Raw genomic sequence first — 19,634 nt, forward strand, 5'->3', positions numbered from 1 at the left:
AAAAATCACTTCCCTTTAGGATATTAATTAAGCACACATCAACCCAGCGTACCAATTACTTCCACACGTAACTCTTCCGGTATTTCGTTATAAGAAAGCACTTTGAGTCCCTTTGAAAATGATCGGGCATAACGGGCTATTAATGGTCTCAGTTGCGGCATAACAACCAATACGGGAGCATGTCCCAACTGCTGCAACTGCTCCTTCACCAACGGCATATTTTGCTGCAATTGGGCCAGCAGTTGTGGATCAACCGGGAAGCTGTCCAGCTGGATTTTGCCCTGCTGTTGTGACTGATTCATTGCAGCCAGCAATGTCTGCTCAAGGCGATCATCCAGCGTAAACGTAGCCAACACATCGCGATTACCAATGGCCTGCCGTACAATCTGGCGCTTCAAGGCACAGCGCACATCGGATGCCAGCAAGACAGGGTCTTTGGTCAGCTCGCTCGCATCCAGCAGCGTCGTGGCAACGGTTCGTATATCGGTAAGACTGACCTGCTCCTTTAGCAATTGACGAAACACTCTCAATTGCTGCATCTGGGTCAGCGCCAGATTCAGCTCTTCAGCCAACCGGGGGGACTGACTGGCGAGATATTGGCCCAGTTTGCCAACTTCATCGTGACCAAACAGTGCATCAAGCTGTTCACGCAACAGCTTGCTGGCGTGAGTGGCAATCACGGTGGCCGAATCTACCACCGAGTAACCAAGATTAAGGGCCTTGGCCTTTTGCTCCGGGGAGATCCAGACCGCACTCATGCCGTAGGCCGGGTCCTGGGTCAACTCGCCATCTAGCGCGCCATAGGTCTCACCACTGCTGATGGCCATCAAGCGCTGGCAATCCACATTCCCCATCGCCAACGCGACACCGGACAACTTGATCCGGTACTGATCCGGCTGCAACTGCAGATTGTCGCGCACCCGAATCTCGGGGAGCAGAAAACCGTACTGCTCGGAGAGGGTTTTGCGGATCCCGCGCACTCGTGCAAGCAGTTCAGCCCCTTTATCCGTTTCAGCCAATGGCACCAGACGATAACCAAGCTCGATGGCGACTGTATCGACTGGCGGCAAATCCTGCCACTCCAGTGCCTGCTGTTCAGGCAGAATCATTTGACGAGTCAGCTCTTGCGCTGCATCTAGATCCGGCACATTGACGGCTCGCTTGCTGACACTCCAGCCAGTCCAGGCCAGTACAGCTGCGAAACTGAGGAATGCGAGCATCGGCATCCCGGGCACCAGACCCAGGATCAGCATGATGGTTGCCGAGGTATAGATAACGCGAGGGGATGCCAGGATCTGCTGACCAACCTGATCAGCCATCTCCCCCTCATCACTGACCCGGGTCACGATAATGGCCGCAGCAGTCGACATCAGCAGGGACGGGATCTGGGCAACCAGACCATCACCAATGGTCAGCAGTGCATAGCGCTGGAAGGCCTCCGCGACGGGCAAGGCATGCTGGAAGATACCGATGGCCAACCCACCCACCAGGTTGATGATCAGTACCAACATGCCAGCTATCGCGTCACCACGAACGAACTTGGAAGCACCATCCATTGCACCATAGAAGTCCGCCTCGCGCGCGATCTCCTCACGGCGAGCCCTGGCCTGATGCTGATCCATGGTGCCGGCATTCAAGTCGGCATCGATGGCCATCTGCTTGCCCGGCATGGCATCCAGAGTGAAGCGGGCGGATACTTCCGAAATCCGCTCGCCACCCTTGGTGATCACCACAAAGTTGATGATCATCAGGATCACAAAGACCACCAGACCGACGACATAGTTGCCACCGATCACGACTTCACCGAATGCCTGGATGACCTTACCGGCTGCTTCATGCCCTTCGTGACCGTGCAGCAACACCACCCGGGTAGAGGCCACGTTCAGCGACAGCCGCATCAAGGTGGCAACCAGCAACACGGTTGGGAATACCGAGAAATCGAGTGGTCTGCGGGCCGAGACAGATACCAGCAACACCAGAACCGCCAACACGATGTTGAAGGTAAAGAGCGCATCCAGCAGCCAACCGGGCAGAGGCAGGATCATCATGGCCAGAATGGCCAATAACATCAGCGGAATTGCGGTATAGGATTGGGTGAATACACGCCAGTTCACAACTTACCTCTCAGGTTGACGTAACTCGGGCGGTACATATAACGGGGCAAGAGGGGTCGGTTTCCTCCCCTTGCCTGCCTCATACGCCCTTAACTGCAATACATGGTTCAATACATAGGCAACTGCCGTGTACAGCCCTGCGGGGACTTCCTGATCCACCTTGGTCGAGTGATAGATGGCTCGCGTCAACTCAGGCAAGCTCATCACCATCTTGTCATGCTGCTTGGCAACCTGACGGATCCGCTCAGCCATACTGTCGACCCCTTTGGCAATCACGAAAGGGGCATTGGCACGAGTCGCATCATATTTTATTGCCACCGCATAATGGGTCGGGTTAACGATAATCACATCTGCCTGCGGTACCCGCTGCTCGATACGCGCACGAGCAAGCATTCCCTGTACCTGGCGGATTTTAGCTTTGATTTCGGGACGCCCTTCGCTGTTCTTGTGCTCATCCTTGACCTCTTGTTTGGTCATCCTGAGCTGCTTGTTAAGCGACCAGCGCTGATAGGGCACATCCAGCACGGCAATCAGCATCTGTACACTCCCCAGCAGAATAAATGCCTGGGAGAGGATTCGTAGCGCCTGTTCGAGGGCCGCCTGAGGGGGCATCCGGTTCATCATCAACAAGGAAGGCCATTGATGATTTAACATCAACGCCAGCGTGCCGCCGATCAGCGTCACCTTGAGCAGTGACTTCAGCAACTCCATCAGGCTGTTCTTGGAGAACATGCGCCCCAGCCCCTTCAAAGGGTTCATCTTCTCGCCACTGGGTAGCAGCTTTTTCCAGGTCAACGCCATACCGCCCGGCACTATGCTGAGCAACACCAGCATCAGAGCCAGAAAACCAAACAGGGGCAGCAGCACCCACAGCATGTTTATGAGCGCTTCCCCCAGCCAATGGATCATCATCTGCGGGTCACGGGCACCTTGCCAGTCAAAACGCTGCGGACGCTTCATCAACTCGGCAAAGAACTGGCCAAACCCCGGCACCATCCACTGCATCACCAACCCGCCAAGCAGCAGCAAACCGGCAGAACTGAGCTCTTTTGAGCGGGCGATCTGCCCCTCATCTCTCGCTTTCTGGCGTTTCTGGCTGGAGGCCTCTTCGGTTTTGTCCTGTGCGCTGTTCTGACTCATGCCGGGGTCAAGCCTCGCAGCTGTTCAAGCACATGGGTAACCAAATCCAGATAACGGGAGGGCACACCACTGATGGAGAGCGCCATGGTGAGCAACCCGAGCAACAGGGTCATGGGAAAACCGAGGGAGAAGATATTGAGCGAAGGGGCGGTCCGGTTCATCACCCCGAAGGTCAGGTTAACCATCAACATGGCAACAACGGCAGGCAACGTCAGCAACAGGGCGGCACCGATAGACCAGCCAAACAACCCGATCACACCTTTCATATCGATCAGATCCAGAGATGAACCCGGCGGCCAGCTACGCAGGCTCTGCACCAGAATATCCAGTACCACCAGATGGCCATTCAGCCCCAGAAAGAGCAAGGCGCAGAACACCATCATGACCTGACTGATGATGGGGGCAGAATCCCCGTTGACCGGATCATTCATCACCGCCATCGCGAGCCCCATCTGCATGGAGAGGATCTGCCCCGCAGTGGTCATCACCATATAGAGCAACTGGACACACAGACCAAACAGCAAACCAAACAGCAGCTGCTCCACCGCCAGAACCAGCGCACCGGCACTGAAAGGATCGACAACCGGCATATCTTTCATCATGGGGGCAAGCAGCAGGCTGATGATGAACGCCAGCATCAGGCGAACTTGCGCAGGCACCCGGGTATCCCCAAAGACCGGCATCACCCAGAATGCCATGCCGATCCGGATAAACGGCCACCACCACTGTCCCAACCATGCGGTCAGGTCAGCAGCACTGAGGGACAGCAGCGAATTCATCCGATAAACCCGGGGATTTTAAGAAAAAGATCCTGGAACAAAGTGGTGATCTGCGACAACAGCCAGTTACCCGTAAAGATAAGGGTCATCAGAGTCACGATAAAACGGGGAAGAAAACTGAGTGTCTGCTCCTGGATCTGGGTGGCCGCCTGAAAAATACTGACCACCAAACCTACGATCAGGCCCGGTACAATCAGCACCGAGACCATGGTCACCACCAGATTGACCGCGCCACCAACCAGGGCAACGCTCTGCTCAGGGGTCATATCAGCCTCCCCCACCAAAGCTGGCAGCCAAAGTGCCGACGGTCATCGACCAGCCATCGACCAGCACAAACACCATCAGTTTGAAGGGTAACGAGATGATCAGCGGTGAGAGCATCATCATCCCCATCGCCATCAAGACGCTGGCGACCACCAAGTCAATCACCAGAAAGGGGATAAACAGCATAAAGCCAATCTGAAATGCGGTATTCAACTCACTCAAGACAAACGCGGGTAACAGCACACCGAAAGGCACATCCTCTTTGGCGACCGTAGTTGGTTCGCCAGAGATGCGCAGCATCTGCTCCAGATCCGGTTCACGGGTTTGGGCCAGCATGAATTTACGCAGGGGTTTTTCTGCCTTGGCGATCCCCTCTGACAGGGTTATTTCATTCTGGTCATAAGGGACAAATGCATTTTGATACATGTCCGTCCAGACCGGACGCATAATCACCACAGTCAGGATGAGGCTGATGCCGATCAGCACCCGGTTGGGAGGGCTCTGCTGCAAGCCAAGTGCCTGTCTCAATATGGCCAGTACGATGATGATCCGGGTAAAACTGGTCATCATCAGTAACAAGGTCGGAAGCAGACCCAACAGGGTCATGAAGAAGAGGATCTGCAACTTGATGTTGTAGTCCTCGCCCCCTGAAGCGCCTGGCGATACCGAGAACAGGGTCATGTCCGCCCCCCAGCCGGGCAGCGAAAATAACAGCAGCGTCAGCAGCAGATAGCGCATCAGTCGTCCATGCCACCCAGCAGGTTGGTATCGATGACATCGACCAGGCGCAGACCATATTTGCCATTCACGACGACGACTTCGCCCTTGGCAAGCAGACGGCCATTCACCCGCACATCCAGCGGTTCACCCGCCAGCTTGTCCAGCTCAATGACAGCCCCCTCCTCGACGCGCATCAAATCGCCGAGCGGCACTTCGGTACTGGCCACTTCCAGCGTCACCTTGACCGGGATCTGGCGAAAGAAGGAGAGATCCCGCTGTTTGCTGCTACTGGTGGGGGCCAAGTAGTCTGCAGCGCTAGGCATGCTGATGTCGTCACCAAACAGTTGATCCAGTCCATCCAGATCCAGCGGATCATTCATATTGTGCTCGCTCATGATTCAATTTACTCCTCTACAACCGTCGCAACCTGATAGACCAGGCTGCCTTTGTGTTCTGCGATTCGTCCACTGAAGCAGGGACGGCTGCCAATCAGTGCTGGCACCACCTCAGGCAGGTCCAGTGACAGCACATCACCCACCTTGAGACACTCAAGATCCGCCAGTGTCATGGACAATTGGCCCATCACCACCCGCAGACGAACCGGGACATGAGTCAGAGCCTGTTCCAGCTGACCTTGCGGCAATGAATGACTGACCTGAGAAATGGACTCCTCGGGGGGAAGCAGCCACATCTGCCAGTGATGCGTGCAATTACCTGCATGCAGGGTTGCCTGCGTGGTCCAGAGCTGACGGTGGGCGATGGAATCCCGTGGCACGACATGCAACTGCCACTTCAAATCCCCCAACCCCAGACAAGCACACCAGATATCAACCTGATACTGGCAAAGCCGCAATAACAGCCGCTGTTCGGTATCGGTCAGCCCTTTGCCAGACTGAACGGGCTCCTCTTTTTGCTGCAAGGTGCCACCGAAAAAGAGGACCGCCAGACGATAGATGACCAGAGGTGCGATCGAGAAATAGACGGCGCGCTGAGGTTCAAGCGGACTTCTCGCCTCGACCCAGATATGAGCGTCATCTATCTCTGCCGGACCGGAAAAGGCGAACTCGCCATAATTCAGTTCGCACTCTGCACTATTGAACAGCTGGGCCATACAACTCGCAGCTTGCAGGGAAAATGTGCTCAACTGGCCATTGACCTGCTTCAAGCGGGCGTGATTAAGCCGCTCGACACCCAACAGATCATAATGAGGCAGGGTTCTGCCACGTTCTGCGCTAAGCAGCCGGGAAGGTGTGAGCATTGCGCTGCTTGATGACATTAATAATCCACCTTAACCATTTCATCTCGCCTTATTGCCACAGGGTCGCTCATCAGGCCAGCAGTGTGATAGATACAGACAGTCCAGCCGACGTATATCGACCAAAAAGGGTGAGAACTTTATTACAAATTCCAGAAAGCCGCCATGCAGTGCATCTCGGCGTGAATAATAAAAATCCCGGTGCCGTTAGGCACCGGGATTTTAGCGTGACGGTTCACGCGGAATGAGGTCGGAGTCGGCCTGTAAGCCGGGTTCTGTACCGGGTTGCCCCGGGTAGCAATCATTCCTCTAGGCCAGCAATCGCTCGCTGGCTCAAGCAACCTACCCGCCCCCAACGCGGGCCGCGCCAATAGGGGCCTATTTGGTCTTGCTTCGGGTGGAGTTTACCGTGCCACGAACTGTTACCAGTCGCGCGGTGCGCTCTTACCGCACCCTTTCACCCTTACCTGATCCCTTGCGGGCCATCGGCGGTCTGCTCTCTGTTGCACTGGTCGTAGGCTCACGCCCCCCAGGCGTTACCTGGCACCCTGCCCTGTGAAGCCCGGACTTTCCTCCCCTCCGCCCGTCTGTCCCGAGGGACACAACGACGAAGCAGCGATTGCCCAGCCAACTCCGAGGCGCGAATTATAGCCTTGCGATACGCACGGGGTAAACCGGCAATTCCCGTTTACAGCCATTTATCGCGCTTTGGCCCCCGTTTACAGGCTGACTAATTGTCGATACAAGGGATTGCACAGGTCAAAAAGCAGTCAGCCAGACTATTTCATCGGCTCAATAGTGCTCGAGACCGTACTTGTAGAGGGCATTCTTCTTCACGCCGTGGATCTCGGCGGTTAGCGCTGCTGCTTTTTTGAGCGGCAGCTCGGCAACCAGCAGACCCAGAGTGCGGATCGCCTCGGCCGGCAGCTCCTCTTCCTCTTTACTGGCACCGGCAACCACCAGCACGATCTCGCCGCGGCAGCGGTTGTCATCTTCACCAAGCCAGGCCAGCATTTCAGAGGCTGGCAGACCGTGGATCGACTCGAAGGTCTTGGTCAACTCGCGGCAAACTACCACCTGACGCTCACCGAGAATGCGAGCAATCGCTTCCACTGTATCCTGCACACGGCGCGGAGATTCGTAAAACACCAGCGAACGGGTATCTTCGATAACGGCTTGCAGGCGATCGTCACGCCCCTTGCTCTTAGCGGGCAGGAAGCCTTCAAAGGCAAAGCGATCAGTGGGCAGACCGGCCGCGCTCAGGGCGGTAATGGCGGCACAGGGCCCAGGCAGCGGCACCACTTTGACCCCGGCTTCACGACAGCGGGTGACCAAGTGATAACCGGGGTCGCTGATGAGCGGGGTGCCGGCATCGGAGACCAGCGCAACACTCTTACCCTCTTTGATCCGGCCGATCAGCACATCGGCTTTCTGCTGCTCGTTGTGATCGTGCAGGGCGAAGGTCGGCACCGAGATTTGGTAGTGGCTGAGCAGGATACCGGTATGACGGGTATCTTCAGCTGCCACCAGATCGACACTGCGTAAAATGTCCAATGCACGCTGGGTGATGTCCGCCAGATTGCCGATCGGAGTGGGGACTATATACAGGGTTGGGATGTCACTCATGGGATCTCCGAGTGCCCCGACAATTGTGTCGCCATATTGGCCCGTTTACACTATGGGGAACTTCAACACTGGTCGGGGAATGAACTTGAACCGGGTTACAAAGCAGCTAAGTGTATCACGACTCTTCGGCATCATACTCGCGGCAGTACTGCTCGCCGCCTGTGCGTCGGAGCCCAATCAACCGTCAGGGCAGTCAGGCATGCCCTCAGCGTTCTCCAATCTGACCAAGAATGCCCAGTGGTATCTTGAGCAGGTGGACCCGGCCAAGCCAGCCGAAGCCTTTACTTGGCAGATGCTGGCGGCACGCAGCTATCTGGCGCTGGGCCAGGCCAAACCGGCCTCGGCACTGTTCCAGCAATTGCAGAAGCAGGCCAAGGATCCCGTTCAGAAGGCGCAGTTGCAACTGCTGCAAGCCCATCTGTTGCTGGCGCAAGGCCACGCCAATCAGGCGCTGATCCTGCTGGAAGGCAAACCCGAGGTGGCGCTGGATGCCGATACCCAGAAGGATTGGTATCGCCAGCGCGTAGTGCTGCAGCTCGACATCAACAACAAGTTTGGCGCAGCCAAGTCGTTGATTGCACTGGAGCCCTACCTCAATCAGAGCGAGCAGGCGACCAACCATCAGCAGATCTGGTCGTTACTCAAAAGCATGACCCCCTCCACCCTGCAAGCGCTGGAAGAGGCTCCGGCCCCTGATGTGACCACCGGCTGGCTACGACTGGCGGCACTGGTCAACGAGTTTGGCGCCCAGCCGAACTTGCTGGCCCGCCAGCTGGCAGGCTGGAAGCGCGACTTCCCCAACCATCCAGCCCAGAAGGATATGCCGGCAGGATTGGGCGATCTGGCGGCCACTGCCAGCACCTCGGTGCAACAGATCGCTGTGCTGCTGCCCCTCTCCGGCAATCTGGAGCCGCAGGGTGCCGCCATCCGTAACGGTATGCTGATGTCTTATAAGGAAAATCAGGGGCAATTCACTCTGAACTTCTACGACACCCAGAGCAAGTCGACCGGCGAGCTTTACAAGCAGGCGATTCAGGAAGGGGCGGACATGATCATCGGCCCGCTGCTGAAAGACCGGGTCGAGGAGCTGCTCAAGGCCAATCCGACCGTGCCGGTACTGGCGCTCAACGAGCTGGACAAGCCGGTCGTCAACGACACCACCTACTACTTCTCCCTCTCTGCCGCCGCAGATGCCGCGCAGGCAGCCCAGTACCTCTACACCCAGGGCTACCGCAAACCGCTGCTGATTGCCGCTCAGGGGCGGATCGGTTACAGCAGTATCAAAGCGTTCGAGCAGAGCTGGGCCACCCTGAGCCAGGATAAGCCGGTCGTTGCCACCTTCGGTGCCCGCAACGAAGTGCAGGGGATGGTCAAGAATGCCCTGAGCGGCCGTTCTACCGCCCGAGCTGGTGAAGTGGTGCAACTCTCTGATGCCGCACCGCGCAGCATCGATGCCGTTTATGTGGTGGCCAACAGCCTGGAAACCCGGATGATCAAGCCCTACGTTGATATCTCGGTCAATCCGATGGGCAGCCTGCCCATCTACACCAGCTCCCGTGGCTACGACAGCGCCGCAACCGAGGTCGCCTCCGAGCTCAACGGCATGCATATCGCCGATATGCCGCTGCTGCTGGGTGGCTACGAGAAACAGCGCGAGCAAATCGCCCTGCTCTGGCCGCAGACTCAGGGTGACCTGTTGCGTCTGTTTGCCATGGGCTACGATGCCGTCAGCCTGGCTGAGAACCTGCAGCAGATGCGCAAGGTGGGTGGCATGCAGCAGGCCGGCATGAGCGGTCAGCTGAGCGTGGATGCCCAGGGCAATATCGTGCGGATGCTGAGCTGGGGTACTTACCAGAACGGCAAACTGGTCGACGAGAACGCCGTTCAGCAACTGGAGGAGCCCTCCAATGAAGGAACTATGGAAACGGATACGCCAGCAGTTGCCGAACCTGTTCCCCTCACCAACGAGCAAGGGACAGCACTTTGAACAAGTCGCTGAACGCTGGTTGCAGGCTCGGGGCCTGCAACCGGTAGCTCGCAACTACCGCTGTCGTGGCGGTGAAATTGATCTCATCATGCACCAGGGCCAGACCCTGGTGTTTGTTGAGGTGCGCTACCGGGCCACCGGCAGCCATGGCGGGGCCGCCAGCTCGGTCACCCGCAGCAAACAGCACAAGATCATGCTGGCAGCGCGCCACTATTTGAAGCAACATGCCATCAACGAGGCCAATCAGGCCTGCCGATTCGATGTGATTGCGTTCGAGGGCGACCAACCAGCCTGGATCCAGAACGCATTTTAAGAGGACCCTATGACTGACCGCATCAAAGAGAACTACACCGAAAGCATCCAGACCAAGATAGCCGCCGCCGAGGCGTTGCCGGATGCCATCCATACTGCAGCCCAGATGATCACCATCTGCCTGCTCAATGGCCACAAGGTGCTGGCATGCGGTAACGGTCCTTCTGCCGCACTGGCGCAACTGTTTATCTCCGAGCTGGTCAACTGCTACGAGACCCAGCGCCCCTCCCTGCCCGGCATGGCCCTGACCCCGGACATGGCAACCATCAGCGCCATCGCCACCGACCACGGTTTTGAAGAGGTCTACTCCAAGCAGATCCGCGCGCTGGGCCAGCCTGGCGACATTCTGGTGGTCATCACCACCTCCGGCCACAGCCGCAGCCTGATCAAGGCCGCCGAGGCTGCCCTCTCCCGCGACATGACCATAGTGGTGCTGAGCGGGGGTGACGGTGGCGAAATGGCAGGTCTGCTCGGCCCAAACGATGTGGAGATCCGTGTTCCCTCCGCCCGTCGCCCTCGCATTCTGGAAGTGAACCTGTTGACCCTGCACTGCCTGTGTGATCTCATCGACCAGACACTTTTCCCGCAACAGGAAGATTGAAACCATGAAAAAGCACACTATCCTGCTCGGTCTGCTGGTTAGCACCCTGCTGCTGCAAGGCTGCGCAGCCCTGGTTGTTGGCGGCGCCGCAGGGACTGCCAAGGCCTCTGGCGATCGCCGAACCCTGGGCGCGCAGTGGGATGACCAGACCATCGAGCTGAAAGCGGCCAATCTGCTGGCCGACAACAAACCCCTCAGCGCAGCCAGCAAGATCAGCGTCTACAGCAACAATGGCCGCGTCCTGCTGGTCGGCCAGACACCTTCTGACGTTTACAAGATTGAGGCGGGCAAAATTGTCAGTCGCATCGAAGGGGTCCGCCACGTCTACAACGAATTGCGCATCGGCCAACCTGCCAGTTTCACCACCCGCAGCAATGACTCCTGGATCACCTCCAAGGTGAAAGCCGACATGTTCGGCACCAAGAACTTCGACAGCACCAAGGTCAAGGTGGTCACCGAGAACGGCGAGGTGTTCCTGATTGGTCTGGTGACTCGCCAGGAGGGAGAGCAGGCAGTCAACATCGCCCGCCATGTCACCGGCGTGAAGCGCGTGATCAAGGCCTTCGAATTCGCCCAGAACTAAGCCCGACCGCACATAAAAAAACGCAGCCAATCGGCTGCGTTTTTTATTTGATCACCTTCAGGGTCGGACGACCGCTTGGACGCGGCGGTTCCGGCTCAGGCTCCACCGGCGCTTCAGCCTGCTCCAGCCAGATATCGTAACCCGGCTCAGGCGGGAACATGGTGCCCACGCCGTTCTCCCGGGCATGGATAGCCAGTACGGCTGCCATCGGGATGTAAACCTGCTGGGAGACCCCGCCAAAGCGAGCACTGAAGCTGATAGCCTCGTTATCCATGTGAAATTGCATCACGGCTCGGGGCGCGATATTCAGCACAATTTGCCCGTCCTGAGCAAACTGCATCGGCACCATCACATGGGGAATGTTGACGTTGACCACCAGATGAGGGGTCAGATCGTTGTCCAGCAACCAGTCAAAGAACGCCCGTAACAAGTACGGGCGGCTCGGTGTCATTGTCGGTTCCATGCTCATACGCCAGCACGGATCTCGCGTTCGGCTTCGGTCAGGGAAGCCTGGAAGGACTCACGCTCGAACAGACGAACCATGTAGGCCTTCAGCTCTTTGGCACCACGACCGGTCAGGTCGATACCAAGACTCGGCAGACGCCACAGCAGCGGTGCCATGTAGCAATCCACCAGACCGAACTCTTCGCTCATGAAATAGGGCATTTCACCGAAGATCGGCGCGATGGCCAGCAGGTTGTCACGCAGTTCGTTGCGTGCTGCTTCAGCATCGGTACCGGCCATGATCTTGTCGGCCAGGGAGTACCAGTCCAGCTCGATGCGGTGCATCATCAGACGGCTGTTACCACGGGCAACCGGGTAAACAGGCATCAAGGGCGGATGCGGGAAGCGCTCGTCCAGATACTCCATGATGATGCGCGAGGTGTAGAGTGCCAGCTCACGATCAACCAGGGTCGGTACAGAGTTGTACGGGTTCAGCTCGGCCAGCTCATCCGGCAGATTGGCTGGATCAACCTGGCAGATATCCACGCTAACACCCTTCTCCGCCAGGACAATACGCACCTGATGGCTGAACATATCGTTGGCACCGGAAAACAGCGTCATTACCGAACGCTTATTGGCAGCTACAGCCATTGAACCCTCCCGTCATTAAAAAGCAGAAACGGCAATGAAGCATCTTGGTCTTCATTGCCGTGCATTATATTACCCGTATCTGGTCGCTTAGTGAACGTCGCGCCAGAATTCCTTCTTCAACAGCACAGTGAAGATGAAGAAGATCACGATGAAACCAAGCACCCAGAAGCCCATGCGTTCACGCTCCTGTTGTACCGGTTCAGCCGAGTAGACCAAGAAGTTTACCAGATCCAGTACCGTCTGATCATACTCTTCGTCATCCATTTCACCATTACCGTCAGATTTGATGCTGACAACCTGCTGGGTTTCCACTCCATCGACCGTGTGAGTGACGAACTCGGCACGGGGGGTTCCCTGCAACGGTTCCAACACATGAGGCATACCCACAGACGGGAACACCACATTATTCACCCCAAACGGACGAGTCGGATCCACGTAAAAAGAACGCAGATAGGTGTAAATCCAGTCCGCACCACGTACCCGGGCAACCAGAGTCAGATCCGGAGGGGGAGCACCAAACCACTTGGCGGCATCCTTCTCGGACATGGCGCTCTTCATCAGATCACCCACTTTGGCGCCGGTGAAGATGAGGTTCTCCTTCATCAGCTCCTCGGGGATCTCCAGATCGGCAGCAACCCGGTTGTAGCGTTGATACTGGGTAGAGTGGCAGCCTGCACAATAGTTCATGAAGGTGGCAGCTCCACGTTGCAGGGATGCCTTGTCGCTCAGATCATAATTGGCTTTGTCCAGATGCACGGCCCCAGCATTGGCAAACACCAGTGATGGCAGCAGGGTCAGCACTGCAAATATTATTTTTTTCATTTAAATGTAACCCTCTCCGGCAGCGGCTTGGTGCGTTCGTTTTTGCTGTAGAAGAACAACAGCACGAAGAAACCGAAATAACCCAAGGTACAAATCTGGGCAGCCAGCGTCAGGGTCGGCGTCGACGGCAGTACACCCAGCACCCCCAGGATGATAAAGCAGACCACGAACTGGGCGATGTTAAGCTTGTGCAGCTTGCTGCGATAGCGAACAGAACGCACCTTGCAGCGATCCAGCCAAGGCAGCAGGAACAACACCACAATAGAGAGGCCCATCATGATGACGCCCAGAAGCTTGTCGGGTACGGCACGCAAAATCGCGTAGAAGGGAGTGAAGTACCACACAGGCGCGATGTGAGCAGGAGTCTTCAGGCCGTTGGCCACTTCAAAGTTCGGCTTCTCGAGGAAGTAACCCCACATATCCGGCTTGAAGAAAATGATGGCGCAGAAGAAGAACAGGAAGCCCGCCACACCGATCATGTCCTTGACGGTGAAATAAGGGTGGAACGCCACCGCATCCAGCGGCCAGCCGTTTTCGTCCTTGTGCTTCTTGATGTCGATACCATCCGGGTTGTTGGAGCCCACTTCGTGCAACGCCAGAATGTGCATGGCAACCAGCATCACCAGCACCAGCGGCAACGCGATGACGTGCAGCGCGAAGAAGCGGTTCAGGGTCGCACCGGAGATCACGTAGTCACCGCGGATCCACAGGGTCAGATCGTCACCGATGACCGGAATGGCGCCAAACAGCGAGATGATGACCTGAGCCCCCCAGAATGACATCTGGCCCCAGGGCAGCAAGTAGCCCATAAAGGCCTCTGCCATCAGCACCAGGAAGATCAGCATGCCGAAGATCCACAACAGTTCACGAGGCTTCTGATAAGAGCCATAGATCATGCCGCGGAACATGTGCATGTAGACCACGATGAAGAATGCAGACGCACCGGTTGAGTGCATGTAACGCAGCAGCCAGCCGTACTCCACATCGCGCATGATGTACTCCACGGAGGCAAACGCACCTTCCGCAGAGGGGTTGTAGTTCATGGTCAACCAGATACCGGTGATGATCTGGTTAACCAGCACCAGCATGGCCAGCGAGCCGAAGAAGTACCAGAAGTTCAGGTTCTTCGGTGCCGGATACTTGGCCATGTGGTCGTTGTACATGGCCGTGAGCGGGAATCGATAATCGATCCAGCCCATCAGTTTACTCAACATGGTCAGGCCTCCTTGCCATCGGCACCGACCAGGATGGTGGTGTCATTATTAATGAATTGATAGGGCGGAATGACCAAGTTCAGCGGTGCAGGCACCCCCTGGAACACACGGCCGGCCATGTCGAACTTGGAGCCATGGCACGGGCAGAAGAAGCCGGACGTAACGCCCTGCACCTGCTCGCCAAAGCTGTCAGGCAGATAGGAAGGTGAACACCCCAAGTGGGTGCAAATACCGACCGCGACAAAAATTTCGGGCTTGATCGATCTGTACCCGTTATGGGCATAGTCAGGCTGCTGCGGCTCTTCAGATGAGGGATCCCGCAGCTTGTCATCATGCGCGGCCAAGGCATCCAGCGTCTGTTTGGTGCGTTTCACCACCCAGACAGGCTTGCCTCGCCACTCGACACGGATGAGCTGACCCGGTTCCAACTTGCTGATATCGACTTCAACCGGCGCACCGGCTGCTTTGGCCTTGGCGCTCGGATTCCATGACTTTATAAACGGCACTGCGGTAAACGCAGCTCCTACCCCACCAACGGCAACCGTTGACCAGGTAAGAAATCTGCGGCGACCGGTATCAACTGGCGCATTGCTCATCCAAAAACTCTCCCATGTGGACTCCGCACATTCTTATAGTGTCCCTGTTCCCCATTTTTCCCGTGACAACAGCGGCGGAAGCTGGATTTACAATTGCCACAGAAAACAGGGGAAATTTTAAAGAAAAGATAACAACTTGACAAGAAAGAGCGGTGAGCAATGAAAACAATAAAGAAACAATTTTTTGTCTTTTGTGACGCGTGGTTAGCATTGATGTCGGTAATATTACCAATAAAAAAAGCCTGGCAACCGCCAGGCTTTTTTGACACTCGAAAGAGTGAGTACCAAAAGCGAATTAACGCTTGGAGTACTGCGGACGCTTACGAGCTTTGTGCAGACCAACTTTCTTACGCTCAACCTTACGGGCATCACGAGTAACAAAGCCAGCTTTACGCAGTTCGGAACGCAGGGTTTCGTCGTACTGCATCAGAGCACGAGTGATACCGTGGCGGATCGCACCAGCTTGACCAGAGATGCCACCACCGTTAACGGTGATGTACAGGTCCAGTTTCTCGGTCATCTCAACCAGTTCCAGCGGCTGACGAACTACCATGCGGGCAGTCGGACGGCCGAAGTACTGCTCCAGGGAGCGCTGGTTGATTACGATCTTGCCGCTACCCGCTTTGATAAATACGCGAGCAGTGGAGCTTTTGCGACGGCCGGTACCGTAGTATTGATTTTCTGCCATGTTGCCAGTTCCCGATTAGATATCCAGTACTTGAGGTTGCTGAGCAGCATGAGCATGCTCGGCGCCTGCGTAAACTTTCAGTTTACGGAACATGGCACGGCCCAGAGGACCTTTCGGCAGCATGCCTTTGACGGCTGCTTCGATTACCATTTCCGGTTTACGCTGAATCAGCTTGTCGAAGCTGATTGACTTGATACCACCCGGGAAACCGGAGTGAGCGTGGTACATTTTGTCGGTAAATTTCTTACCGGTTACGTGTACCTTCTCAGCGTTTACAACGATGATGTAATCACCGGTGTCAACGTGCGGAGTGTACTCAGCTTTGTGCTTACCACGCAGACGAGCAGCGATCTCGGTTGCGATACGACCCAGAGTTTTACCTTCTGCGTCCACAATGTACCAGTCACGTTTTACGGTTTCTGGCTTGGCAACGAAAGTTTTCATTAAGTTAAACCCAATTACCTGTTACAGACCCAATTGCTTATGGGGGCTCTCCCACAAACAACAAACGATGGCCTACCTGTACCCCTTCGAATACAAGTAAAGCTTAAAGTGTTGCTGTCTTATCGACAGCTGTAACGTGGGCCGAGCGATTATAAGTGAAGTTGCCTTAAATATCACCTGCTAATTTCACTGCCATGAAACCAGCAAATGTCGCCCGGCCCTACCTGCCGCAGATGCCCATCCGACTGGCAGGCGCGGTATTGTGACTAAGGAAGGTGCACTCTGGCAAGGTATTCGTGCGATTGCATTTCCTGAAGCCGCGAAAGACAGCGTTTGAATTCGAAATTCAGCAGCCCTTCGCCGTAGAGTTCTGTCATGGGAACCGCTGCCGACATGATGAGTTTGACGTGCCGTTCGTAAAACTCATCGACCATGGCAATGAAGCGGCGAGCCGCGTCATCCGTGCCTGTGCCCATTGGTTGCACATTGGCCAACAGAACAGTATGGAACAGCCTGGCCAGCTCGATATAGTCGTTCTGGGAGCGGGGAGTACAGCAAAGTTGCTCAAATTCCATGTAGAGCACCCCTTCCCCCATCCCGAGCGACGCCAGCTGACGATGATTGACCTCGAACGTCCCCTCGCAAGCCGTGTGCCCACCGGTTAATTGCTGAAAATAGTGGTCAAGATTGGCTTTTGCCTGCAAGTCCAGCGGGCAGTGATAAATCTCCGCTTGTTCCAGCGTACGCAGGCGATAGTCGATACCGCCATCCACGTTAAGTACCTCGCAATGACGCTCGATAAGCTCGATAGCTGGCAGAAAACGGGCTCGCTGCAGCCCGTTGCGATAAAGATCCTGCGGCGGAATATTTGAAGTGGCGACCAGCACAACACCGTGACCAAACAGCTCCTGAAACAGCGTGCCCAACAACATGGCATCGGTGATGTCGGAGACAAAAAATTCGTCGAAACAGATGATGTCTGTTTCACTGGCAAGCTTGCTGGCCACCAGCTTGAGGGGATCGGACTGCCCGCTCAGCTCCTGCAGTTCATCGTGAATGCGGTGCATGAAACGGTGGAAATGGCTGCGCATCTTGCGCGTCCCAGGCAGGCTGTCGAAAAAAGTATCCATCAGCCAGGTCTTGCCTCGGCCCACTCCGCCCCACATATAGATACCGAGGACGGGCTCCGGCGGCTTGGGCTTTTGCAGCCAACCCAGCAGCCCTCGAGATCTGGTCGGAGTCGGGCGCCGTAGCAAATCCTGATACAGTCGCTCCAGCCTGCTAATGGCCATCCCCTGCGCGGGGTCGGCCACAAAGCCGGGGCGCAGCAGATCCTGCTGGTATTTTTGCTGCGGTGTCATCCTTGAGCGCCTCTCCAAGTACCTGAATCGAGGACAAAATGGTATCACGGCCTCAGGACGCACGGTATAGTGCCATCAAGGCATGGCGGTTATGACGACCGCATAAACCCACTCTGTTTTAGCTGTAACAAGGAGCATCTATGAGTCTGTTAACTGGGATCCTGCTGGCTGTCACGGCCTTGATTATCGGTATCGTTCTCGGCCGTTTTTCGGTGCGTAGCCGCGATGCTGGCCGTCTGGAACAGGAACTGAAGAAGGCCCACAAGGAGCTCGAGAGTTATCAGGGCCAGATCAACACCCACTTCGCCGACAGCGCTGCCCTGATGGAGCAACTGGCCGAGCAGTATCAGACCCTCTATCGCCACATGGCCGAGCAGAGCAAATTCCTGGCCAAGGCGCAGGAACCGCTGTTCCGCGAGTCATTGGTAGAAGAAGCCCCTGCCAATGTGGCAGAAGAACCGGGCGTTCCGCCTCGCGACTATGCTGGCGCCTCTTCCGGACTGCTCAAGCAACCAAACTAGTTCCTCGCGGAACTAATTGGCCAGTCCCGTGGTCTGACCTTGACGATTGCAATGCAACTTTTTCTGGGAGCTGTTTTTCATATGCGTAAACCTCTTTCCATGCTCAGTGTGCTAGCCCTCAGTGTCGGTATCGCCATGTCTGCGGCCCCTGCTCAGGCTGCACTGCCTTCCCTGTTAGGTTCAAATCAGGAGATGCCAAGCCTGGCGCCTGTTCTCGAACAGGTCACCCCGGCGGTGGTCAATATCTCGGTTTCTGGCAAAAAAATTACCCGTCAGCGTCTGCCGGAACAGTTCAAGTTCTTCTTCGGCCCCAACATGCCCGATGAACAGGTGAGCGAGCAGCCGTTCCAGGCGCTCGGCTCCGGTGTCATAGTCGATGCCAAGAAGGGTTACGTGATCACCAACGCCCATGTGGTTCACGAGGCGGACGAGATCAAGGTCAACCTGAAGGATGGTCGTGAGTACGCGGCCAAGAAGATCGGTGAAGACAAGCAGTCCGACATCGCCCTGCTGCAAATCAAGGCCGAGGATCTGGTGCAGATCAAGTTTGCCGACTCCGACGAGCTGCGGGTGGGTGACTATGCGCTGGCCATCGGCAACCCGTTTGGTCTGGGTCAGACCGTCACCTCCGGTATTGTCAGTGCGCTGGGTCGCAGCGGCCTCAACATCGAGAATCTGGAGAACTTCATCCAGACCGATGCGGCCATCAACTCCGGTAACTCCGGCGGCGCTCTGCTCAACCTGCGTGGCGAGCTGATCGGTATCAACACCGCGATTCTGGGCCCGAACGGCGGCAACATTGGCATCGGCTTTGCCATCCCCTCCAACATGGTGCGGGATCTGACCGAGCAGATCGTCAAGTACGGTGAAGTGCGTCGTGGCCAGCTGGGGATTACCGGCACCGAGCTCACCTCCGACATCGCTAAAACCTTCGGCTACAACAAGAAGGATGGTGCCTTCGTCAATCAGGTCATGCCTGATTCGGCGGCCGACAAGGCGGGCATCAAGGCTGGCGATATCATCGTCAGCATCGATGGCAAACCGGTTCGCTCCTTTGGCGAGCTGCGTGCCAAGATCGCTACCATGGGCGCTGGCAAGCAGGTCGAGCTGGGACTGATCCGCGATGGCAAGTCACAAACGGCCAAGGTGACCCTGAAGCAGGCTGATGACAGCGAAGTACGCGCCAGCGCGCTGCATCCGGCACTGGAAGGGGCCAAGCTGAGCACCACTACCGACCCGGTCTCCGGCGTCGCGGTGGCCGATATTGATCCGCGCTCTCCGGCAGCCGCTTCCGGCCTGCAGAAGGGTGATATCATCATCGGGGTCAACCGCCTGCGCATCAACACCCTGGGCGAGCTGACCAAGGCGCTCAAGAACAAGCCTGACGTGCTGGCGCTCAACATCCAGCGCGGCGACTCCTCGCTCTATCTGGTGATCCGCTAACGCTCAAGTTGTTCGCTACTCTCTCTATCACCCGCGGCCTTCACCGCGGGTGATTTTTATCCATCGATA

22 protein-coding genes and 1 other RNA gene are annotated in these 19,634 nt (G+C 56.4%); 6 read left to right on the plus strand and 17 right to left on the minus strand.

All coding sequences use genetic code 11. From position 1 onward, the window contains the following. Positions 1–38: 38 nt before the first annotated feature. The 9 genes from lfhA to rsmI form a co-directional block, all read right to left on the minus strand. Positions 39–2,114: a lateral flagellar biosynthesis protein LfhA gene (gene lfhA, locus AB5Y83_RS06190; protein WP_279488492.1), complete on the minus strand. Its 2,076-nt coding sequence runs from the start codon at positions 2,112–2,114 to the stop codon at positions 39–41. Positions 2,115–2,117: 3 nt separating this feature from the next. Further along, on the minus strand, positions 2,118–3,254 hold the full coding sequence (gene flhB, locus AB5Y83_RS06195) for a flagellar biosynthesis protein FlhB (RefSeq protein WP_069527055.1): 1,137 nt from the start codon (positions 3,252–3,254) through the stop codon (positions 2,118–2,120). Next, complete coding sequence (gene lfiR, locus AB5Y83_RS06200) at positions 3,251–4,033, minus strand: lateral flagellar biosynthetic protein LfiR (RefSeq protein ID WP_005336245.1); 783 nt, start codon at positions 4,031–4,033, stop codon at positions 3,251–3,253. Before lfiR ends, flhB begins: the two co-directional genes overlap by 4 nt. Further along, positions 4,030–4,299: a flagellar biosynthesis protein FliQ gene (gene fliQ / locus AB5Y83_RS06205; protein ID WP_005336246.1), complete on the minus strand. Its 270-nt coding sequence runs from the start codon at positions 4,297–4,299 to the stop codon at positions 4,030–4,032. Before fliQ ends, lfiR begins: the two co-directional genes overlap by 4 nt. 1 nt (position 4,300) lies before the next feature. Beyond that, positions 4,301–5,035 carry a flagellar type III secretion system pore protein FliP gene (fliP, locus tag AB5Y83_RS06210; protein ID WP_005336248.1) on the minus strand — a complete coding sequence of 245 codons (735 nt, stop codon included), beginning with the start codon at positions 5,033–5,035 and terminating at the stop codon, positions 4,301–4,303. Then, positions 5,035–5,412 carry a lateral flagellar motor switch protein LfiN gene (gene lfiN / locus AB5Y83_RS06215; protein WP_019444828.1) on the minus strand — a complete coding sequence of 126 codons (378 nt, stop codon included), beginning with the start codon at positions 5,410–5,412 and terminating at the stop codon, positions 5,035–5,037. The genes fliP and lfiN overlap by 1 nt, the downstream gene beginning before the upstream one ends. Before the next feature lie 8 nt (positions 5,413–5,420). After that, the gene (gene lfiM / locus AB5Y83_RS06220) at positions 5,421–6,293 is read right to left on the minus strand and encodes a lateral flagellar motor switch protein LfiM (protein ID WP_368174855.1); all 873 of its coding nucleotides are present in this window, start codon (positions 6,291–6,293) and stop codon (positions 5,421–5,423) included. 227 nt (positions 6,294–6,520) lie between these two features. Then, positions 6,521–6,907: RNase P RNA component class A (gene rnpB / locus AB5Y83_RS06225), an RNA gene on the minus strand. A gap of 157 nt (positions 6,908–7,064) precedes the next feature. Continuing rightward, positions 7,065–7,898, minus strand: coding sequence for a 16S rRNA (cytidine(1402)-2'-O)-methyltransferase (gene rsmI, locus AB5Y83_RS06230; RefSeq protein ID WP_118854508.1), 834 nt, complete (start codon positions 7,896–7,898; stop codon positions 7,065–7,067). A 199-nt stretch (positions 7,899–8,097) separates the two neighbouring features. On the opposite strand from rsmI, the gene AB5Y83_RS06235 reads away from it, so the two are divergent. Genes AB5Y83_RS06235 through dolP form a run of 4 tightly spaced genes read left to right on the plus strand, consistent with a single transcriptional unit; the run spans position 8,098 to position 11,381 of the window. Beyond that, positions 8,098–9,885, plus strand: a complete 1,788-nt coding sequence (locus AB5Y83_RS06235; protein ID WP_234829624.1) for a penicillin-binding protein activator — start codon at positions 8,098–8,100, stop codon at positions 9,883–9,885. Beyond that, entirely contained in the window at positions 9,806–10,198 is a 393-nt protein-coding gene (locus AB5Y83_RS06240) for a YraN family protein (protein WP_118854506.1), read from the plus strand. Before AB5Y83_RS06235 ends, AB5Y83_RS06240 begins: the two co-directional genes overlap by 80 nt. Positions 10,199–10,207: 9 nt before the next feature. Then, positions 10,208–10,798, plus strand: coding sequence for an SIS domain-containing protein (locus tag AB5Y83_RS06245; protein ID WP_118854505.1), 591 nt, complete (start codon positions 10,208–10,210; stop codon positions 10,796–10,798). A gap of 4 nt (positions 10,799–10,802) precedes the next feature. Next, on the plus strand, positions 10,803–11,381 hold the full coding sequence (dolP, locus tag AB5Y83_RS06250; RefSeq protein ID WP_005336277.1) for a division/outer membrane stress-associated lipid-binding lipoprotein: 579 nt from the start codon (positions 10,803–10,805) through the stop codon (positions 11,379–11,381). Positions 11,382–11,424: 43 nt separating this feature from the next. Here the strand turns inward: dolP and AB5Y83_RS06255 are convergent, their stop codons facing one another. The 8 genes from AB5Y83_RS06255 to zapE form a co-directional block, all read right to left on the minus strand. Then, on the minus strand, positions 11,425–11,850 hold the full coding sequence (locus AB5Y83_RS06255) for a ClpXP protease specificity-enhancing factor (protein ID WP_005336278.1): 426 nt from the start codon (positions 11,848–11,850) through the stop codon (positions 11,425–11,427). After that, positions 11,847–12,476 carry a stringent starvation protein SspA gene (gene sspA / locus AB5Y83_RS06260; RefSeq protein ID WP_005336279.1) on the minus strand — a complete coding sequence of 210 codons (630 nt, stop codon included), beginning with the start codon at positions 12,474–12,476 and terminating at the stop codon, positions 11,847–11,849. Before sspA ends, AB5Y83_RS06255 begins: the two co-directional genes overlap by 4 nt. Before the next feature lie 87 nt (positions 12,477–12,563). Continuing rightward, positions 12,564–13,298, minus strand: a complete 735-nt coding sequence (locus AB5Y83_RS06265; RefSeq protein WP_040068844.1) for a cytochrome c1 — start codon at positions 13,296–13,298, stop codon at positions 12,564–12,566. After that, positions 13,295–14,512, minus strand: a complete 1,218-nt coding sequence (locus tag AB5Y83_RS06270; protein WP_164535923.1) for a cytochrome bc complex cytochrome b subunit — start codon at positions 14,510–14,512, stop codon at positions 13,295–13,297. The genes AB5Y83_RS06265 and AB5Y83_RS06270 overlap by 4 nt, the downstream gene beginning before the upstream one ends. Positions 14,513–14,514: 2 nt before the next feature. Further along, positions 14,515–15,108 carry a ubiquinol-cytochrome c reductase iron-sulfur subunit gene (gene petA, locus AB5Y83_RS06275; RefSeq protein WP_368174856.1) on the minus strand — a complete coding sequence of 198 codons (594 nt, stop codon included), beginning with the start codon at positions 15,106–15,108 and terminating at the stop codon, positions 14,515–14,517. A gap of 295 nt (positions 15,109–15,403) precedes the next feature. Then, complete coding sequence (gene rpsI, locus AB5Y83_RS06280; protein ID WP_005336286.1) at positions 15,404–15,796, minus strand: 30S ribosomal protein S9; 393 nt, start codon at positions 15,794–15,796, stop codon at positions 15,404–15,406. Positions 15,797–15,811: 15 nt separating this feature from the next. Then, positions 15,812–16,240: a 50S ribosomal protein L13 gene (rplM, locus tag AB5Y83_RS06285; RefSeq protein WP_005336289.1), complete on the minus strand. Its 429-nt coding sequence runs from the start codon at positions 16,238–16,240 to the stop codon at positions 15,812–15,814. A 266-nt stretch (positions 16,241–16,506) separates the two neighbouring features. Beyond that, positions 16,507–17,601: a cell division protein ZapE gene (gene zapE, locus AB5Y83_RS06290; RefSeq protein WP_019444836.1), complete on the minus strand. Its 1,095-nt coding sequence runs from the start codon at positions 17,599–17,601 to the stop codon at positions 16,507–16,509. Between the two features lie 140 nt (positions 17,602–17,741). Here zapE and AB5Y83_RS06295 point away from each other — a divergent pair, with 140 nt between their 5' ends. Next, the gene (locus tag AB5Y83_RS06295; RefSeq protein ID WP_181269566.1) at positions 17,742–18,122 is read left to right on the plus strand and encodes a YhcB family protein; all 381 of its coding nucleotides are present in this window, start codon (positions 17,742–17,744) and stop codon (positions 18,120–18,122) included. A gap of 81 nt (positions 18,123–18,203) precedes the next feature. Beyond that, entirely contained in the window at positions 18,204–19,565 is a 1,362-nt protein-coding gene (locus AB5Y83_RS06300; RefSeq protein ID WP_005336295.1) for a Do family serine endopeptidase, read from the plus strand. The last annotated feature ends 69 nt before the right edge of the window (positions 19,566–19,634 follow it).

This window comes from Aeromonas sp. R5-4 (genome assembly GCF_040908215.1).
GTDB classification, from domain to species: Bacteria; Pseudomonadota; Gammaproteobacteria; order Enterobacterales; family Aeromonadaceae; genus Aeromonas; species Aeromonas veronii.

What these genes read in the sequence shown, in the direction of transcription:
- flhB (WP_069527055.1), bottom strand. Translation starts at nt 3,254, where the DNA reads ATGAGTCAGAACAGCGCACAGGACAAAACCGAAGAGGCCTCCAGCCAG.
- lfiR (WP_005336245.1), bottom strand. Translation starts at nt 4,033, where the DNA reads ATGAATTCGCTGCTGTCCCTCAGTGCTGCTGACCTGACCGCATGGTTG.
- fliQ (WP_005336246.1), bottom strand. Translation starts at nt 4,299, where the DNA reads ATGACCCCTGAGCAGAGCGTTGCCCTGGTTGGTGGCGCGGTCAATCTG.
- fliP (WP_005336248.1), bottom strand. Translation starts at nt 5,035, where the DNA reads ATGCGCTATCTGCTGCTGACGCTGCTGTTATTTTCGCTGCCCGGCTGG.
- lfiN (WP_019444828.1), bottom strand. Translation starts at nt 5,412, where the DNA reads ATGAGCGAGCACAATATGAATGATCCGCTGGATCTGGATGGACTGGAT.
- lfiM (WP_368174855.1), bottom strand. Translation starts at nt 6,293, where the DNA reads ATGTCATCAAGCAGCGCAATGCTCACACCTTCCCGGCTGCTTAGCGCA.
- rsmI (WP_118854508.1), bottom strand. Translation starts at nt 7,898, where the DNA reads ATGAGTGACATCCCAACCCTGTATATAGTCCCCACTCCGATCGGCAAT.
- AB5Y83_RS06235 (WP_234829624.1), top strand. Translation starts at nt 8,098, where the DNA reads ATGCCCTCAGCGTTCTCCAATCTGACCAAGAATGCCCAGTGGTATCTT.
- AB5Y83_RS06240 (WP_118854506.1), top strand. Translation starts at nt 9,806, where the DNA reads ATGAAGGAACTATGGAAACGGATACGCCAGCAGTTGCCGAACCTGTTC.
- AB5Y83_RS06245 (WP_118854505.1), top strand. Translation starts at nt 10,208, where the DNA reads ATGACTGACCGCATCAAAGAGAACTACACCGAAAGCATCCAGACCAAG.
- dolP (WP_005336277.1), top strand. Translation starts at nt 10,803, where the DNA reads ATGAAAAAGCACACTATCCTGCTCGGTCTGCTGGTTAGCACCCTGCTG.
- AB5Y83_RS06255 (WP_005336278.1), bottom strand. Translation starts at nt 11,850, where the DNA reads ATGAGCATGGAACCGACAATGACACCGAGCCGCCCGTACTTGTTACGG.
- sspA (WP_005336279.1), bottom strand. Translation starts at nt 12,476, where the DNA reads ATGGCTGTAGCTGCCAATAAGCGTTCGGTAATGACGCTGTTTTCCGGT.
- AB5Y83_RS06265 (WP_040068844.1), bottom strand. Translation starts at nt 13,298, where the DNA reads ATGAAAAAAATAATATTTGCAGTGCTGACCCTGCTGCCATCACTGGTG.
- AB5Y83_RS06270 (WP_164535923.1), bottom strand. Translation starts at nt 14,512, where the DNA reads ATGTTGAGTAAACTGATGGGCTGGATCGATTATCGATTCCCGCTCACG.
- petA (WP_368174856.1), bottom strand. Translation starts at nt 15,108, where the DNA reads ATGAGCAATGCGCCAGTTGATACCGGTCGCCGCAGATTTCTTACCTGG.
- rpsI (WP_005336286.1), bottom strand. Translation starts at nt 15,796, where the DNA reads ATGGCAGAAAATCAATACTACGGTACCGGCCGTCGCAAAAGCTCCACT.
- rplM (WP_005336289.1), bottom strand. Translation starts at nt 16,240, where the DNA reads ATGAAAACTTTCGTTGCCAAGCCAGAAACCGTAAAACGTGACTGGTAC.
- zapE (WP_019444836.1), bottom strand. Translation starts at nt 17,601, where the DNA reads ATGACACCGCAGCAAAAATACCAGCAGGATCTGCTGCGCCCCGGCTTT.
- AB5Y83_RS06295 (WP_181269566.1), top strand. Translation starts at nt 17,742, where the DNA reads ATGAGTCTGTTAACTGGGATCCTGCTGGCTGTCACGGCCTTGATTATC.
- AB5Y83_RS06300 (WP_005336295.1), top strand. Translation starts at nt 18,204, where the DNA reads ATGCGTAAACCTCTTTCCATGCTCAGTGTGCTAGCCCTCAGTGTCGGT.